We start from the raw sequence: 16,473 nt of genomic DNA, 5'->3' as shown, positions 1-16,473 counted from the left end.
CCACGTACGAGAATCAGCCTTTGGTGAGAACGGAAGTGCGCTCCGGGTAGGGCAGGGTCGGGGTGAGACCGGCGTGGATGGTCTCCTTCAGCCCCGAGGCCGCGATGGCGTCGACGTAGCGCTTGCGGCGGCTGTTGTCGAAGACGATGATCCCGCCGGGAGCGAGCCGGTCCTTGGCCTTCTCCAGGCAAGCCTCGCGGGCGCGCCCGTCGATCACCACGAGGTCGAACTCGCCGGCGACGTCGTCGATGGAGTTGACGTACGCCTCGAAGTCGAGGCCCGCGTGGCCCTCCTTCTGGGAGGGGATGACCGGGTTGTCGCTGGCGACCGGCTCGATGACCCGCAGCGAGATCTTCTCCTCGCCGGCGAGCTCGGCCTGCATCATCTCGCCGAAGCCCTTGTGGTGCTCCACGGAGTGGATCTCGTCGGCGCGACGGGAGAGCCAGATGGTGGAGGCGCCGGAGCCGTACTCGTAGACCCGGATCGGGCGCTCACGCTCGCTCAGCCAGGCGTCGACGGCGGTGATCGCGTCGTAGGTCCACCACGGCACGTCCAGCTTCGCCATCGCCAGGGAGTCGTAGACCTTGGTGAGCGAGTGGGCCCAGTGGCGCCAGCGCTGCTCGACCGGCGGCGCGGTCTCCTTGGCGAGTCCCGTCTTCGTCAGCCCGCGACCGACGGCCTTGAGAGAAGCGGCGTAGGACTGCTTGGCCAAGGAAAGCGGGGAACGGCCTGAGGTGGACATTGATCTCCAGAGAAAGAATGGCGGACTGCACTTGAGACGATACCGGCGAACCGTGCCCGTTACTCGGAACGTTCTGCCAAACGCTTGGTGAGTCGTGAGAGAACATCGGGCGGCAGGAAGGCCGACACATCCCCACCGAACGTCGCCATCTCCTTGATCAGACTCGACGAGACCGCGGCCCAGCGAGGGTCGTTGAGCAGGAAGACGGTCTCGACCCGGGTCATGTGGGCGTTCATCTGCGCCATCGGTGCCTCGTACTCCAGGTCGGGCGCGCCGCGCAGGCCCTTCACGATCGCCTGGGCGTCGATCTCGACGCAGAAGTCGGTGACCAGACCGGTGAACGCCTGGACCCGGACGTTGCCCAGCGGGGCGGTGATCTCGGTGATCATCTCCATCCGCTCCTCGGGCGTGAACAGCCGCTTCGACTTCGAGGGGTTGACCCCGACGGCGACGACGACCTCGTCGAAGATCGCCGAGGCGCGGGTGAAGATGTCGAGGTGGCCGAAGGTGGGCGGGTCGAACGACCCCGGGCACACCGCGCGACGCGTCATTGTTTCTCTCTCCTTGTTCAGTGCGGTCAGTCCGGCGCCGTGCCGTACCAGAGCGTGGTCTCGCCGTACTTCTTCGACCTCTGGTCGGTGAACCCGTCGGGCCACACGGGCTCCGGGCTGCGCGCGGACCGCTCGACGACGACCAACGCGCCCGGCACCAGCCAGCCGTGCTTGACCAGCAGCGCGATGTCCTCGGCGACCGCGTCGTCCGAGAGCGGATAGGGCGGGTCGAGGAAGACCATGTCGTACGGAGCCGCCGGCGGCGTCACCAGGGTGCTCGCCACGGTCGCCGCGACCACGTCGGCTCTTGGGAAGCCGAGCTCTTTCGCGTTGGAGCGGATCACCCCGGCCGTACGCCGGTCCGACTCGACCAGGGTCACGACCCCGGCGCCGCGGGACCACGCCTCCAGCCCGACCGCGCCGGTGCCGGCGTAGAGGTCGAGGAAGCGCAGCCCGGCCAGGGAGCCGTAGGCGGACTCGATCGCCGAGAAGAGCGCCTCGCGGACCCGGTCGGTGGTGGGACGGGTCCGCACCCCTTTGGGAGCGAGCAGGCGCCGCCCTCCGGCGACGCCTCCGATGATCCGAGTCATTGGGACACCTTAGGACTTTTCCAAGTAGTCGGCGGAGGCGGACTCCTCGATCTCGGCGACCCGCTCGGCCAGGAGGGGTGCGCTGGCGAGCTCGACGTCCTTCTCCAGGAGGGACTCGGCCGCCTCTCGGGCCTGCAGGATCGTCTCCTCGTCGCGGAGCACCCGCAGGCTCTCCAGGCTCGATCGCCGGCCCGACTGGGAGGCACCGAGCACGTCTCCCTCGCGGCGCTGGTCGAGGTCCACCCGGGAGAGCGCGAACCCGTCGGTGGTCCCGGCGACCGCGTCGAGGCGGGTGCGGGCCGGGGTGCCGGCCTCGGCGTGGGAGACCAGCAGGCACAGCCCGTGCAGTCCGCCACGGCCGACCCGGCCGCGCAGCTGGTGGAGCTGGGAGACGCCGAAGCGGTCGGCGTCGAGGATGACCATGGTGGTGGCGTTGGGTACGTCGACGCCGACCTCGATCACCGTGGTGGCGATCAGCACGTCGATGTCGCCGGCGGCGAAGGCGCTCATGGTGCGCTCCTTCTCCTCGGCCGGGAGCTTGCCGTGGAGCTTGGCGACGCGCAGCCCATGCAGCGGGCCGCTGGTCAGCTCCTCGGTGACCTCGTCGACGGCGGAGAGCTGGACCTTGGCGGAGGTGACCTCGTTGCCGTCGGCGTCGAAGTCGCGCTGGTCGCTCTCGCCCTGCTCGGACTCGTCGCCGCTGATCCGCGGGGCGACGACGTAGACCTGGTGACCCTTCTCGACCTCTTCCCGGACGCGTTCCCACACCCGGGTGATCCACCCCGGGTGGTCGACCAGGGAGACCAGGTTGGTCTGGATCTCGGCCCGTCCGGCCGGGAGCTCGGTGAGCGTGGACACCTCGAGGTCGCCGAAGACGGTCATCGCGACCGTACGCGGGATCGGCGTCGCGGTCATCACCAGCAGGTGGGGTGGGGTGCCGGCCTTGTCGGTCAGGGCGGCGCGCTGCTCGACGCCGAAGCGGTGCTGCTCGTCGACGACGACCAGGCCGAGGTCGTCGAACATCACCTGGTCCTGCAGCAGCGCGTGGGTGCCGACGACGATCCCGGCCTCGCCGGTGGCGATGCGGCTCAGCGGGCCCTTGCGCTGGGTCTTGGTCATCGAGCCGGTGAGCAGCTCCACGTGGGTCTGCTCCTGGTCACCGGCGAAGAGCCCGCCGGCCATCCCGCTGGCAGCGAGGTCGCTGAGCATCGCGGTGATCGAGCGGTGGTGCTGCTGGGCGAGCACCTCGGTCGGCGCCAGCAGCGCGGCCTGACCGCCCGAGTCGACGACCTTGAGCATGGCGCGTAGTGCGACCAGCGTCTTACCGGAGCCGACCTCGCCCTGGAGCAGGCGGTTCATCGGGTGAGGCTGGGCCAGTGCCGTCTCGAGCTCCTCCCCTATCTGCTGCTGCCCCTTGGTCAGGGTGAACGGCAGCCGCTCGTCGAAGGCCTCGAGCAGGTGGTGGACCCCGCCGGTGCGGGCGGTGGTGCCGAGCGCCTGCAGCGCCCGTCGCCGCCGGCCGAGGACCAGCTGCAGCCCGACCGCCTCCTCGAACCGGAACCGGTGCTGGGCCCGCTGGACGTCATTGAGCTCATGAGGCGCGTGGATCAGATCGAGCGCGTCGCGCAGCCCCGGCACGTCGTACGTCTCCCGGAGCTGCTCCGGGAGCACGTCGGTGACGTCCTCGACGACCTGTCGGGCGAACCGCACCGCGCGCATGACGTCCCAGTGCTGGAGCCCCGCGGTGAGCGGGTAGATCGGGAAGAGCTCGGTCAGCTCCTCGACCGCCATCTGGTTGTCCGCGGCCTCGGCGGCGTTCTCGGAGTCGGAGGGGTCGCCGAAGACGACCATCTGCGGGTTGGCCAGCTGCCACTCGCCCCGGAACGAGCCCGCCTTGCCGACGAAGACGCCCCGGGTGCCCGGGGCGAGCACACCGCGTCGCCACTCGGCGATCCGCTGGGACTTGGAGAAGAAGGTGAGCTGCAGATCGGCGGTGCCGGCTTTGAGCTGGGTCTCGACGCGGAAGGCGGGCCTGCCGGTGCGGCGGTCGGTGTGCTGGCGCACCACGCTCCGCACCACCTCGCCGAGCACGGTGAGCATCTCGCCCTCGTGCAGCTGCGGGGTCTGGCTGAGATCGGCGGTGCGCAGGTAGCGCCGCGGGAAGTGGTAGAGCAGGTCACCGACGGTGCGCAGCCCGAGGCCCTTGGTGAACTTCGTGGCGTGCTTGCTGTTGCCCAGCACGGACTCGATCGGCGACTCGAGGGTGATCGCCACCGTCTCTTCTCCTCTACTCGACCGACATCAGGAGGGGGTAACGCTCCTGGCCTCCGTCGTACACCATCACATCAACGGCCGGATGGTTGGCGGCCAGCCACGCCGCGACGCTCCGGGCGAGCTCGCCGGTGGGGTCCTCCAGGCCGGAGACCAGCGTGACCAGCTCGCCACCGCCGCCGATGAGCCGGGCGAGGACGTAGGTCGCGCATGTCTCCAGGTCCTGGCCGACCTTGACGAAGTCTCCGTCGAGCACCCCGAGCGCGTCGCCCGGCATGCACGGCCCAGCCATCGTAATCGCTCGGGTGTTCGAGATCGTGACCGCGCCGTGCCGCGCGTGTCGCGCGGTGGCGGTCATCTCCAGCACGTCCTTGTCGAACTTCCGGCCGGGCTCGTGCACCGCGATCGCCGCCAGACCCTGCACCTGGGTGCGGGTCGGGATCACCGCGACGTTGATGTCGAGGTCGTCCTCGGCGGTGCGCGCGGCCGCCTCGGCCGACTGCCGCGTCGGGGCGTCGTTGGGCAGCACGATCACCTCGGAGGCGCCGGAGGCGGTGATCGCCTCGAGCAGCTCCGAGGTCGTCGGCCGCCGATGCGGGCCGCCCTCGATCACGATCGCGCCGGCGCCTCGGAAGAGCTCGGCCAGTCCCGGGCCCGCGGCGAAGGCGATCACGGCACGACCGCTCCGGGTGCCATGGCGATGGGCCTGGCCTGCGATCTGCTCGGCGAAGTGGGTCACATGGATCCGGTGGGGCCGCCCGGCGTTGATCCCGGCCTCGATCGCGGCACCGACGTCGTCGACGTGGACGTGGACGTTCCAGATGCCCTCGCCGCCGACGACGACCAGCGAGTCTCCCAGCGGCTGGAGCCGCTTGCGGAGATCGGGGATGGCGGCGTCCTCGGCGTCGAGCAGGTACATCACCTCGTACGCCGGGCCGCCCGGCTCCAGGGCGTGACCGTCGGCGCCGCCCAGACCCGGCGGGATCGGGATCGGGATGTGCGAGGCCGGCTCCTGGGGGCTCGGACGGCGACCGGTCAGTGCGGTGTCGAAGGCGTCGAGGAGCACGCAGATGCCGCGGCCGCCGGCATCGACCACCCCGGCGGCGGCCAGCGTGGGCAGCTGCTCCTGCGTACGGGCGAGAGCGGCGCGGGCCGCGCTCGCGGCGACCGACATCACGTCACGGGTGCGCGCGGTGTCATCGATCTCGACGCAGGCCTCGGCTGCGTCGGCCGCGGCACTGAGCACGCTGAGCATGGTGCCCTCCTGGGGTTCCCCCACCGCTGCGTACGCGGCATTGGCGGCCTTGCGCAGGGCGTCGGCGAAGACCGCGGCGGTGCGCTCGTCCTCGGTGGCCTGGATCAGGCGGCGCAGCAGGGCGCCGATCATCTCGGCCAGGATCACGCCCGAGTTGCCGCGGGCGTCCAGCAGCGCGCCGCGGGAGAAGGCGCGCAGCCCCTCGCGCCAGTCGGTGCCGGTGAACTCGCGCAGCCGGTCCCGGGCCGCGGCGATGGTCAGGTAGAGGTTGGTGCCGGTGTCGCTGTCGGGCACCGGGAAGACGTTGAGCGCGTCGATCTCCTCGCGGTGCGACGCGAGCGCATCGGTCGCCAGGTCGCCGAACCGGCGGAACAGATCGAGCTTGACCTCGGCCACGCTGCCCTCCCTACTCCTCGACACCTGCATGCAGCCAGACACGTGACGCCGGACACACTTCCCGGTATCGCGGCCCCAAGGTTAGGCGGTGCCTGGGTACGGGGTAAACGACGGGTGAACAAATCCAAGGCTGCAGCAAAGACACGAGCGAGTAACAAGATCCGCCACGTCGCACCTCGCAGCGGTGACGATCCATCCCTAGTGTGGAGACCTCCCTACGCGAAGGACTCACCGGATGTCGATCCCGACCCCGACCCCACGCGCTCGTCGCGTCGCTGAAATCTTCGACTTCTCACAGGGCCGCGGCCTGGAGATCGGACCGCTGCACATGCCGCTGATCCCCCGCAGCGCCGCAGACGTGTCCTATCTCGACCTCTACGACCGCGACCGGCTCTACGAGACGAACAAGATCAACCCCGTCATCACCCACGAGACCATCCCCGACATCGATTATCCGATGTGGGACGGAACCCGGATGCGTACGCTCGAGGAGGCCGCCAAGGAGGGCGCCCCGTTCGACTGGGCGCTGGCCAGCCATGTGATCGAGCACGTGCCCGACCTGATCGGCTGGCTCGGGCAGGTCGAGGCCATCACCGCCCCGGAGGGGGCTCTGGTCCTGGTCGTACCCGACCGGCGCTACACCTTCGACGCGCACCGCCCGCCGACGACGATGGGCCAGATCCTGCACGCCCACGAGACCCGCGACGTCGTCCCGTCCGTGCGCGCGGTCTTCGACCACCACCGCTCCGCGGTCGTCGCCGACCCCAAGCGGCTCCACCGCCACGGCCCCAGCGAGGCCGAGCCCTGCGTCCACGACCTCGGCTACACCAAGGACCAGGTCGAGCGGGCACGCCGAGGCGAGTACGTCGACTGCCACGTGTGGACCTACACCGACCGCTCGTTCCCCGAGATCATCGCCGAGCTGCGCCGCCTCGGCCTGACCGGCTGGTCGGTCGAGACGATCCTGCCCGTCCCCGAGAACGAGATCGAGTTCTACGTCGTCCTGCGCCGCGGCCTCTCCCCCGACCTCCCCGAGGCACCCGGGCTTCCCGACTGGGTCGAGCACGGCCTCGAGCTGCGCGAGGAGATCGCTCGGCTCCGCGAGGTCGTCGCCAAGCAGCGCCGGCGGCTCGAGTCGCAGCGCAAGCAGCTGGCCGGCCAGCGCGCCGAGATCGACGACCTGCGCGGGTCGAAGCGGTGGAAGCTGGCCACCACGATCGCCGCCCCGCTGGACCGGTGGCGCGATCGCCGCTCCGACGACTGACGATTTCGCCGGGCACAGCCCGACGGGCTACGCTTGTTCGGTTGTCTCGGCTGGGCAGCCGTTCATCGCGCCCGCCGGCAATATCTATTCGACCTCGATCATCTATTCAACCTCAGGAGTTCACGGTGGCTGCCGTCTGCGACATCTGCGACAAGAAGCCGGGCTTCGGCAACAACCGGCCGTGGTCCAAGAAGGCGACCAAGCGCCGCTTCGACCCCAACATCCAGCGCGTCCGCGCCGTCATCAACGGCACCCCGAAGCGCATGAATGTCTGCACGACCTGCATCAAGGCCGGCAAGGTCGCACGGTAGTCATCGAAGCACGAAGGGCCCCGCGGCAGCGCGCAAGCGCTGAGCGGGGCCCTTCTGCTTCGATCCGGCAGGCGCCGACTCGGCGCAAACGGACCGGAGCGAAGCGAGGACCGGATTGCGCCGCGTCGGCGCAAACCCGACGTAAGCCGAGCCGAGAGACCGAACCCGGACACGGCAGGGTTCAGAAGTGCGTCCACCCCGCCGGCCCCTCGTAGACCTCTCCGTCGACCGTCACCGGCTCACCACCGGGTTCCCCGATCGTCCCGATCACGGTGAACCCTTCCGGCAGCTCGACATCCGGCGGGAACGCGGCGAGCAGCGAGTGGTCCTCTCCCCCGCCCAGCACGAACGCGAGCGGGTCGGCGCCGGTCGCCGAGGCGACCGCGTTGAGCTCGTCGGGGATGGTCAGCGCCGAGGTGTGCACGTCGATGGAGACCTCGGAGGCCTCGGCGATGTGGCGGGCCTCGGCCAGCAGCCCGTCCGAGACGTCGATCAGCGCCGACGCACCGGCCGCCGCGGCGGCGGGGCCGGCTGCGTACGGCGGTTGCGGGCGGCGGTAGGCGTCGACCAGCACGCGCGGTGACCGGAACCCTCGCTTGAGGATCGCCAGGCCGGCAGCGGCCCATCCCTGGCGTCCGCACAGCGCGAGTACGTCGCCGGGCTCCGCCCCGGAGCGGAGGACCGGAGCCTGGGCGACCGCGCCGATCGCGGTCACCGAGATGACGATCTGGTCGGCGCCGGTGACGTCACCACCGACCACGGAGGCGCCCACCAGCGAGCACTCCGAGGCGAACCCCTCCGCGAAGTCGACCGCCCACTCGGCGGGAAGGTCGGAGGGAACCGCGAGACCGAGGGTCATCGAGTGCGCGACGCCGCCCATCGCGGCGATGTCGGCGAGGTTCTGACCGGCCGCCCGGTGACCGATGTGGGACGCCTCCGCCCAGTCGCGGCGGAAGTGACGCCCTTCGACGAGCAGGTCGGTCGAGACCACCACATGACCCTGCTTGACCCGCAGCAGCGCGGCGTCGTCACCGGGGCCGACCAGCACCTGCTCCCCCTGGGCGAAGTGCTTGGTCATCTCGGTGATCAGCCCGAACTCGCCGACGTCGGCGAGTGTCGTGTCCCTCGGAAAAGCCATGGCTCCATCCAACCCTCCTCGCCATGCGCAGAGATACCGGGACACGCATCACCGTGTCTTATCCCCAGGGTCGGTGTAGGTCGAGCGACAGATAACGCGATAGGTTACTGGCCTGACGTTGTGCCAAGGAAGGCACGGAGAACAGGAGCAGCACGATGGTCGTACAGGCGTACATCCTCATCCAGACCGACGTCGGCAAGGCCGCGGAGGTCGCCACCGAGATCGGCAAGATCCAGGGCGTGACCCTGGCTGAGGACGTCACCGGTCCCTACGACGTCATCGTCCGTGCCGAGGCCCGCAATGTCGACGAGCTCGGCAAGATGGTCGTGGCGCGCGTCCAGAGCCTCGAGGGCATCACCCGCACCCTGACCTGCCCGGTCGTCCACATCTGAGATTGACGGCTCTTCCCGGCCGTCTGTTAGAACGAACCCCATGAGCAAACCTCCTCTTCCCGGGCCCGTCGCTGTCATCGCCGGCGGGCTGAGCCACGAGCGCGACGTGTCGCTGGCCTCCGGCCGCAACCTCGTGCGCGAGCTGTCGGCCCTGGGCGTGGAGGTGGCTGCGTACGACTTCGACCGGGCCCTGCTGCACAACCTCGAACGCGACAAGGCGGTCGTGGCGCTGCCGGCTCTGCACGGCCAGTTCGGTGAGGACGGCGAGATCCAGACGCTCCTGGAGCTGATCGGGATCCCGTACGTCGGCACCGTCTCCACCTCCTGCCGCGTCGCGTTCGACAAGGCGGCTGCCCGGGAGCTCCTGCGTCGCGGGGGCATCCCGGTGCCGGACTCGGTCTCGCTGTCGTCCACGACGTTCCGCGACGTCGGTGCGCCGGTGCTGATGGAGCACGTCATCTCGCGGATGGGCGAGCGGGTCGTGGTCAAGCCCTCGCGCGGCGGCTCGGCCCTCGGCGTCACCGGCGTCGACGGCCTCTCCGCCCTTCCCGCGGCGCTGGTCAAGACCTACGCCTACTGCGACGAGGCCCTCATCGAGCGCTTCTACGCCGGCATCGACGTCTCCGTGGTCGTCCACGAGACCGACGAGGGCGTCAAGCCGCTGACGCCGATCGCGATCGACTTCAGCAAGGGTCACGAGTTCGACTTCGCGGCCCGCTACACCGCCGAGTTCGTCGGTTTCGGCCGCCCCGACCTCCCCGACGAGCTGCTCGCCGAGCTCGGCGAGACCGCCGTACGCGCCCACGAGCTGCTCGGCATGCGCGACATCTCCCGCACCGACTTCATGGTCACCCCCGACGGCAGCTTCGTCGTCCTGGAGGTCGCCATCACCCCTGGTGCCACCGAGACCAGCGTCTTCCCCTTCGCCGCCAAGCACGACGGCACCTCCATGGGCGAGGTCACCCTCGCCCTCCTCAAGCGCGCCCTCGCCCGATAAAACGCTGGTCGAGCCGCCGGAGCCGCTAGGCGGAGGCGTGTCGAGACCAACACAGTCCCCTCGGCGCTCGACGGGACTGTGTTGGTCTCGACACGCTCGCTGGCGCGAGGGTCTGAACGAAGTGGCCCTCGACCAGCGGCGTGGGCTCAGCTCAGGCCGGTGAGCTTGCCGGCGATGCCGCCGGCGGCCTTGAGGGCGACGCCCTCCTCGAAGTTCCGGGTGACCTGGGGAACGTGCTTCTCGGCCTCGGCGATGGCGCTGGTGAGCACCTCGGAGGCCGGGGTGTCGGGCCACAGGTAGAGCGAGAGGGCACCGGGGATCGAGTTGACCTCATTGATGAAGACCTCGCCCTTGCCGTCGGAGAGGAAGTCGATGCGGAGGATGCCGGTCAGGCCGGTGAGCTCCACGACGCGTACGGCCAGGTCCTTGATCTGCTTGGTGACCGACTCCTCGACCTGGGCCGGGAACTCGCGCGGGGACGAGGAGAGTCCGTCGGTGTGGACGTACTTGGCGGAGTAGTCGTACATCTTCGCCTCGTCGGAGCGCAGTGGGCGCTCGATGTCGCTCACCGCGATCTCGGGCGCGGTGCGGACCGAGGCGTTGAGGTCGAAGAGGTCGGGGCGGTACGGCTCGACGACCGCGCCGGCACGCAGGTGCGGCGAGGTGTTGAGGAGCGCGAGGCCGGTTTCGTAGTCGTCGACGACCTCGATGCCGATCGAGGAGCCGCCGAAGCGGGGCTTGACGATGTAAGGACCCTCGAAGGACGGGGCGGCGTAGCGGGAGAGCAGCTCGCGCTGCAGGGACGGCAGGCCGGCGTTGAGCATGACCGCACCGAAGGCGAGCTTGTCCATGCCGAGCGCGGCGGAGGCCGGGGTGGCGCCGGTCGCCTTCAGTCCGGCGAGCTCGAAGAGCCACTGGATGCCGCCGGCCTCGCCCGCCCCGCCGTGGAAGGCGGAGAGGATCGGGCCGGTCTCGAGGCGCTTGCCGCCGCCGAAGCCGCCGACGGTGTAGAAGCCGTCGCCCTTCTCGGTGCCGAGGCGGAACTCGACGGGCTTGGAGCCCTTCGGCTCACCGCCGAGGAAGTCGCGCGCCTCCTGCTTGGCGGGCACCAGGAACCACTTGTCGGAGCGCGCCCAGTAGAGGCACGTCACCTCGACGCCGGCACCGGAGAGGACCCGCTCGGCCTGCAGGCCGGTGAGGATGCTGATGTCGTGCTCGGCGCTGGGACCGCCGAAGACGATGGTGGCCTTGGTTACGCTCATGGTGAAAGCTCCTGGGGTCCTACGCGTAGTGATCGGGGAGGTCGTTCTCGTAAAGCACCACGTCGCCCTCCTTGGCCGCGGTCAGAGCATGATCCGCCGCCGCCTTGCGGCTGTCGAACTCGTGGGTGCGCGCCGGGTCCCCCGCACGCAGCGCTTTTCGGTTGGTGCGACCGACGATGCACAGCTGCATCTTGTCGGAGGCCGTGGCAGCCTGCGCGAACGCGATGTTGCGCGCGGCCTGCTCGGTGCCCAGCTCGACCATACCGGGCGTGATGGTCCACACCGTGCCCGACTCCCCTGCCAGCCGCTTCGCCTTGGCGAGCGCGGCGGCGGCGCCGGTCGGGTTGGAGTTGAAGGTGTCGTCGACGACCCACACGCCGCCGGGGGTCTTGTTGGCCTCGGCGCGGTGAGGCGTGCCGGGGATCGACGGCAGCCGCTGGGTGATCGTCTCGATCGGGACGTCGACCGCGAGCGCGAGGCCGACGGCGATCGCCACGTTGATCGGGTGGCCGACCTCGTCGGGCAGCTCCACGGCGTACGTCTGGTTGTTGATCGTCAGCGTGCCGTCGGTGACGATCACCTCGGCGGCGGTGCCGGGCACGGCGGAGCAGGCGATCACGCGCTTGCTGGCACGGAGGTTCTCGGCGATGAGGGCGAGCTCGGGTACGTCGATGTTGAGCACCACGGTCGACGCCTTCGGTAGGATCTCCGACTTGGCCTTCACGATGGTCTCGCGGGACTTCATCCGCTCCAGGTGGGCCTCGCCGATCGTGGTGATGGCGGCGACCTCGGGCGGGAAGATCTCGGTGAGCTCGGCGATCTCGCCCGGGCCGTACGTCCCCATCTCGGCCACGAAGATGTCGGTGCCGGGCTGGAGACGGTCGTTGACGGCGCGGGAGAGACCCATGGCGTTGTTGAAGCTCGCCGGCGAGGCCAGCGTCGACCAGCGTCCCTGCATCAGGTGGGTGGCGTAGTTCTTCGTCGAGGTCTTGCCGTAGGAGCCGGTGATCGCGACGATCTTCGGGCTGACCTTCCGGATCGTGGCGGCGGCCTGCACCTGCCACTTCTTCGCCATCGCCTTCTCGATCGGCCACATGATCGCCAGGGCCGCCTCGGCCAGCGGGACCGCGAGGATCGGGAGCAGGCCGGCGGCGATCGGGACGAACAGCGCGATCAGCACCGTGACGACGGCGTGCAGCGCGAAGAGCACACCGGCCAGCCGCTTGACGCGGTCGGTCCAGACCAGCCGCTTCGCACCGGTGAACGACATCCCCACCGGCCAGCCGACGAACAGCAGCGCGCCGACGAGCGCGCCGTAGGGCAGCACGAACGACGCCAGACAGACCACGACCACCGCGCCAAGCAGGATCGCCTCGACCGGGCGGGCCTTGATCCAGATCCACTCGATCGCGAACAGCCGCGTCGGCTCGTAGTGCTCACGCTGAGCGACCCGCAGCCAGCGGTAGTAGGAGACCAGGGTCAGCGCGGAGGTGACCAGGACGATCCACATGCTTCTTCTTCAGCCCCTCAGATTCAGTTCGTACGAAGTTCGTCGATGGCGCCGCGAAGGCTCTTGACGAGGCCCGCGTCGAGCAGGTGGGCGGATCCGGGGACGATCTCCAGGGTCGCGTTGTCCCCCAGGATCTCCATGGCCTCACCGGGCATCCAGACCGGGGCGGCGGTGTCGTTCTCGCCCCAGATCAGGCGGACCGGGAGGTCCTTCGGGATGGCGGCCAGCTGGTCGGCGTAGGACTCGTTGACGACCTTCACGAAGATGTCGCGGATGATGCCCTTGGCGTTGCGGTAGTCGGTCGAGCCGTACTTCTCCCGCAGCGCCTCCATCCTGGCCTCGGGGATCAGTCCCTTGCCGTGGAGCCAGCGGCCGACCCGGTAGGCGAGCTTGGGCTTGCCACCGGTCTTCGGGCGGAACAGCGGCACCCCGGTGAGGATGACCCCGCGGACGAGCTCGGGGCGGGTCGCGGCGAGTTGCACGGCCACCCGGCCGCCGAAGCTGTGACCGACGAGCACCGGGCGGTCGAGACCCTCGAGGATCTGGGCGAGCCAGTCGGCGTACTCCTTGCTTCCCCAGACCTCCTCGGGGGCCGGGGTCGCACCGAATCCGGGCTGGTCGAGCGCGAGCGCATCCAGGCCCTCGAGCGTCGATCCCCAGTCGCTGCGGTTGCGGGCCCAGCCGTGCAGGGCCACGACGGTGGCAGCATCCTTGCCGTGCTTCTCACCGAAGGCACGTCCATCCAGCAGGGTCGTCAACACGGCCGCAACCTTATCCGGGACGGCACGCCGACCCGTAACCGCGCGGCGCGTGAGACCCGTCGCCGAGGGCTAATAGGGTCGAAGCCATGGATCACAAGCCCGCCACGATCGCCGTCCACGCCGGGCGGCCGGCCCACGAGCCCGACCAGCCGCTCAACGTACCGATCACGATGGCCTCGACCTACGTGGCCGGCGGCGACAAGGAGTACGGGCGCTACACCAACGACGCCTGGGTGGCGTTCGAGGAGGCGCTCGGGAGGCTCGAGGGCGGGCGCGCGCTGTCCTTCGCCTCCGGGCTCGCGGCGGTGGCGACGCTGCTCGACCTGGTCAACGACTCGGTCGTCGTGGCGACCGAGCAGAGCTACCTCGGCACGATCGGCCAGCTGGCCGACCTCGAGGCCCGCGGCCGGCTGACCGCCCGCCTCACCGACTTCTCCGACACCGACGCGGTCGTGAAGATGCTCGAGAAGCTCGACGGCGAGGTCGCGCTGGTCTGGGTCGAGACGCCGACCAACCCCGGGATGCAGCTCGCCGACCTGCCGGCGGTCATCGACGCGGCCCACAAGGCCGGGGCGCGGGTCGTGGTCGACAACACCTTCGCCACTCCCCTGCTCCAGCAGCCGCTCGCGCTCGGCGCCGACATCGTCATCCACTCGGCCACCAAGTTCATCGCCGGTCACTCCGACGTCGTCATGGGTGCGGTCGTGGTCTCCGACGACGTGCTGTGGGATGTGCTCAAGGCCCGTCGCGACCTCCTCGGCGCGATCCCCGGCCCGTTCGAGGCGTGGCTGGCGCTCCGCGGCCTTCGTACGCTGCACCTGCGCGTCGAGCGCTCCGCCGCCAACGCGGCGACGCTCGCCGAGCGGCTGGCGGCCCACCCCGCCGTCGCCGAGGTCCGCTACCCGGGCTTCGGCGGCATGCTGGCCGCGGTCCTCCCGACCGCGGAGCAGGCCGACCTCCTCACCCGCTCCACGTCCCTGTGGGTCCACGCGACGTCGCTCGGTGGCGTGGAGTCCACCTTCGAGCGCCGTCGCCGCTGGAAGACCGAGTCGGCGACGGTGCCCGACGGGCTGGTGCGGATGTCGGTCGGGATCGAGGACGTCGACGACCTCTGGGACGACCTCTCCCAGGCACTGGAGCGACTCGGGAGCTAGTCCACCGGACTGACCACGAGCGCGGACCCGCCGCCGCGGCGCCAGGGCTCCGCGGTCGAGGTCAGCAGCCCGTCCGGGCCGATCTCGATCGCGGTGGCCGCGCCGAGCTCGGCTGTCGAGGCGAAGCGGTGTCCGAGCGAGGTCAGCGGTCCTCCGTACAGCTGGATGAACGCCGGCTCGGCGCCGGTGTTCGCGGCGTTGCGTTGAGAGACCCGCGGCGCCGCCATCGCCTCCGGCAGGGTGCGGTCGCGCGCGAGCCGCTCGATCAGGATCTGGAGCACGGTGGTGATGATCGTCGAGCCGCCCGGGGATCCGACCGCCAGCACCGGCCGGCCGTCGGAGAGCACGATCGTGGGCGACATCGAGCTCCGGGGACGCTTGTTGGGTTCGATCCGGTTGGGGTCGTCGGGCCGGTAGGTCGTCGAGAAGTCGGTCAGCTCGTTGTTGAGGATGAACCCGCGTCCCGGCACGGTGATCCCGGAGCCGCCGGTCTGCTCGATGGTCAGGGTGTATTCGACGACGTTGCCCCAACGGTCGACCACGGTCAGGTTGGTGGTCTCCAGGTTCTCGGTGTCCTTCGCAGTCACACCGGGGCCGGCCGGGTCGTCGCAGACGCCGTCGTATTCGTACGCATCGCCTGCGGCCACCGGCTTCGGCCGGGCCGCCGCCGGGTCGATGCCGCAGGCCCGCTCGGCGGCGAAGGTGTCGTCGAGCAGGGCGTCCACGGGTACGTCGACGTGGTCGGGGTCGCCGAGGTAGGCGCCGCGGTCGGCGAAGGCGATCGCGCTCGACTCGATCAGGTGGTGGTAGGCCTCGGTGTCGTTCATCCCGGCGAGCTCGTAGCGCTCCAGGATGTTGAGCGCCTCGCCGACCGAGGTGCCGCCCGAGGAGGGCGGTGCCATCCCGTAGACGTCGAAGTCCCGATAGGTCGAGTGGGTCGGCTCGCGGTCGGGTGCGGTGTAGGCGGCGAGGTCCTCGGTGGTCACCCAGCCCGGCGGGACCGGCAGGTCGGTGTCGTCGGTCTTCGGCGGCTCGGCCACCGTCGCGGCGATCTCCTCGGCCAGCGGACCGCGGTAGAACGCCTTCACGCCCTTGCGGCCGAGCAGGTCGTAGGTCGCGGCGATGTCGGGGTTGCGGAACCGGCTGCCCACCTCGGGCGCGGATCCTCCGGGAAGAAACAGTTCAGCAGTGGAATCGATCGCTGCGAAACGTTCCTGGTTGTCGACGGTCTGCTGGCGGAAGGTCTCGTCGACGACGAATCCTTCGCGAGCCAGCCGCGCAGCCGGCCGTAGCGAGTCGGCGAGCGAGCGCGTGCCCCACTTCCGCAGCGCCTTGTCCCAGGTCAGCGGGGTGCCGGGCACCCCGACCGAGGCGCCGCTGGTGACCATGTCCGGGAAGAACGGGTACTCCATTCCGGTCTCCGGGTCGATGAACGCGTCGTGCGGCATCGCCGCCGGCGCCTTCTCGCGGCCGTCGATCGTCTCGACCTTGCCGGTGCGCGCGGAGTAGTGCACGAAGAAGCCGCCTCCGCCGATCCCGGCCGAGTAGGGCTCGGTCACCCCGAGCGCCGCGGCCGTCGCGATCGCCGCGTCGGTCGCGTTGCCACCCTTGCGCAGCACCTCGAGCCCGATCCGGCTCGCGTCGGCGTCGACGCTCGCCACCGCACCGCCGTAACCGACCGCCGTCGGCACCTTCGGTGGCGGCGCGAGCCGGTCGTCCGGGGCGGCAGCCGCCCCTGCGTACGGGACCAGGGTGGCCAGCGCGAGCGCGCCTCCGGTCAGTGTGGCAACGAGTGCAGAGCGACGTCCGAGCATGGCGATCTCCCAGGATTGACGGCCCATCGAACGTACTACTACCGCGCCGGCATCGAATTACGTTC

Annotated in this window: 15 protein-coding genes; 5 read left to right on the top strand and 10 right to left on the bottom strand. The window is 70.1% G+C overall.

Features of this window, described 5'->3' with window-relative positions:
- Window positions 1-13 precede the first annotated feature (13 nt).
- The 5 genes from G5C66_RS07355 to G5C66_RS07335 form a co-directional block, all read right to left on the bottom strand.
- Window positions 14-712, bottom strand: a complete 699-nt coding sequence (locus G5C66_RS07355) for a class I SAM-dependent methyltransferase (protein WP_165110318.1) — start codon at window positions 710-712, stop codon at window positions 14-16.
- 89 nt (window positions 713-801) lie between these two features.
- Window positions 802-1,293 carry a pantetheine-phosphate adenylyltransferase gene (gene coaD / locus G5C66_RS07350; protein WP_165110317.1) on the bottom strand — a complete coding sequence of 164 codons (492 nt, stop codon included), beginning with the start codon at window positions 1,291-1,293 and terminating at the stop codon, window positions 802-804.
- A 26-nt stretch (window positions 1,294-1,319) separates the two neighbouring features.
- Window positions 1,320-1,883, bottom strand: coding sequence for a 16S rRNA (guanine(966)-N(2))-methyltransferase RsmD (gene rsmD, locus G5C66_RS07345; RefSeq protein ID WP_165110316.1), 564 nt, complete (start codon window positions 1,881-1,883; stop codon window positions 1,320-1,322).
- A gap of 9 nt (window positions 1,884-1,892) precedes the next feature.
- Entirely contained in the window at window positions 1,893-4,157 is a 2,265-nt protein-coding gene (locus G5C66_RS07340; RefSeq protein WP_165110315.1) for a helicase-related protein, read from the bottom strand.
- A 13-nt stretch (window positions 4,158-4,170) separates the two neighbouring features.
- Window positions 4,171-5,805: a DAK2 domain-containing protein gene (locus G5C66_RS07335; protein ID WP_165110314.1), complete on the bottom strand. Its 1,635-nt coding sequence runs from the start codon at window positions 5,803-5,805 to the stop codon at window positions 4,171-4,173.
- 235 nt (window positions 5,806-6,040) lie between these two features.
- Here G5C66_RS07335 and G5C66_RS07330 point away from each other — a divergent pair, with 235 nt between their 5' ends.
- A complete protein-coding gene (locus G5C66_RS07330; RefSeq protein ID WP_165110313.1) occupies window positions 6,041-7,069 on the top strand; it encodes a class I SAM-dependent methyltransferase in 1,029 nt (342 codons plus the stop codon).
- A 125-nt stretch (window positions 7,070-7,194) separates the two neighbouring features.
- The gene (rpmB, locus tag G5C66_RS07325; RefSeq protein ID WP_008358326.1) at window positions 7,195-7,380 is read left to right on the top strand and encodes a 50S ribosomal protein L28; all 186 of its coding nucleotides are present in this window, start codon (window positions 7,195-7,197) and stop codon (window positions 7,378-7,380) included.
- A 181-nt stretch (window positions 7,381-7,561) separates the two neighbouring features.
- On the opposite strand, the gene G5C66_RS07320 is transcribed toward rpmB, so the two are convergent.
- The gene (locus G5C66_RS07320) at window positions 7,562-8,518 is read right to left on the bottom strand and encodes a thiamine-phosphate kinase (protein ID WP_165110312.1); all 957 of its coding nucleotides are present in this window, start codon (window positions 8,516-8,518) and stop codon (window positions 7,562-7,564) included.
- Between the two features lie 155 nt (window positions 8,519-8,673).
- On the opposite strand from G5C66_RS07320, the gene G5C66_RS07315 reads away from it, so the two are divergent.
- Both G5C66_RS07315 and G5C66_RS07310 read left to right on the top strand, forming a co-directional pair.
- Window positions 8,674-8,910, top strand: coding sequence for an Lrp/AsnC family transcriptional regulator (locus tag G5C66_RS07315; protein WP_008358330.1), 237 nt, complete (start codon window positions 8,674-8,676; stop codon window positions 8,908-8,910).
- 40 nt (window positions 8,911-8,950) lie between these two features.
- Entirely contained in the window at window positions 8,951-9,907 is a 957-nt protein-coding gene (locus G5C66_RS07310; protein ID WP_165110311.1) for a D-alanine--D-alanine ligase family protein, read from the top strand.
- Window positions 9,908-10,053: 146 nt separating this feature from the next.
- On the opposite strand, the gene G5C66_RS07305 is transcribed toward G5C66_RS07310, so the two are convergent.
- Genes G5C66_RS07305 through G5C66_RS07295 form a run of 3 tightly spaced genes read right to left on the bottom strand, consistent with a single transcriptional unit; the run spans window position 10,054 to window position 13,440 of the window.
- A complete protein-coding gene (locus G5C66_RS07305) occupies window positions 10,054-11,169 on the bottom strand; it encodes a D-alanine--D-alanine ligase family protein (RefSeq protein ID WP_165110310.1) in 1,116 nt (371 codons plus the stop codon).
- Between the two features lie 19 nt (window positions 11,170-11,188).
- Window positions 11,189-12,679 (bottom strand): UDP-N-acetylmuramoyl-tripeptide--D-alanyl-D-alanine ligase, encoded by a 1,491-nt coding sequence (locus G5C66_RS07300; protein ID WP_165110309.1) that lies wholly within the window; start codon window positions 12,677-12,679, stop codon window positions 11,189-11,191.
- A 23-nt stretch (window positions 12,680-12,702) separates the two neighbouring features.
- The gene (locus tag G5C66_RS07295; protein ID WP_165110308.1) at window positions 12,703-13,440 is read right to left on the bottom strand and encodes an alpha/beta fold hydrolase; all 738 of its coding nucleotides are present in this window, start codon (window positions 13,438-13,440) and stop codon (window positions 12,703-12,705) included.
- An 86-nt stretch (window positions 13,441-13,526) separates the two neighbouring features.
- On the opposite strand from G5C66_RS07295, the gene G5C66_RS07290 reads away from it, so the two are divergent.
- Window positions 13,527-14,594: a trans-sulfuration enzyme family protein gene (locus G5C66_RS07290; RefSeq protein WP_165110307.1), complete on the top strand. Its 1,068-nt coding sequence runs from the start codon at window positions 13,527-13,529 to the stop codon at window positions 14,592-14,594.
- Here the strand turns inward: G5C66_RS07290 and ggt are convergent.
- The gene (ggt, locus tag G5C66_RS07285; protein WP_241248315.1) at window positions 14,591-16,435 is read right to left on the bottom strand and encodes a gamma-glutamyltransferase; all 1,845 of its coding nucleotides are present in this window, start codon (window positions 16,433-16,435) and stop codon (window positions 14,591-14,593) included. The two genes, G5C66_RS07290 and ggt, sit on opposite strands and share 4 nt — an antisense overlap.
- Window positions 16,436-16,473: the final 38 nt, after the last annotated feature.

Origin of the sequence: Nocardioides turkmenicus (assembly GCF_011045035.1) — a bacterium.
Taxonomy (GTDB): domain Bacteria; phylum Actinomycetota; class Actinomycetes; order Propionibacteriales; family Nocardioidaceae; genus Nocardioides; species Nocardioides turkmenicus.
Note: the sequence above shows the minus strand (reverse complement) of the source record. Positions and strands in the feature narration are given on the sequence as shown.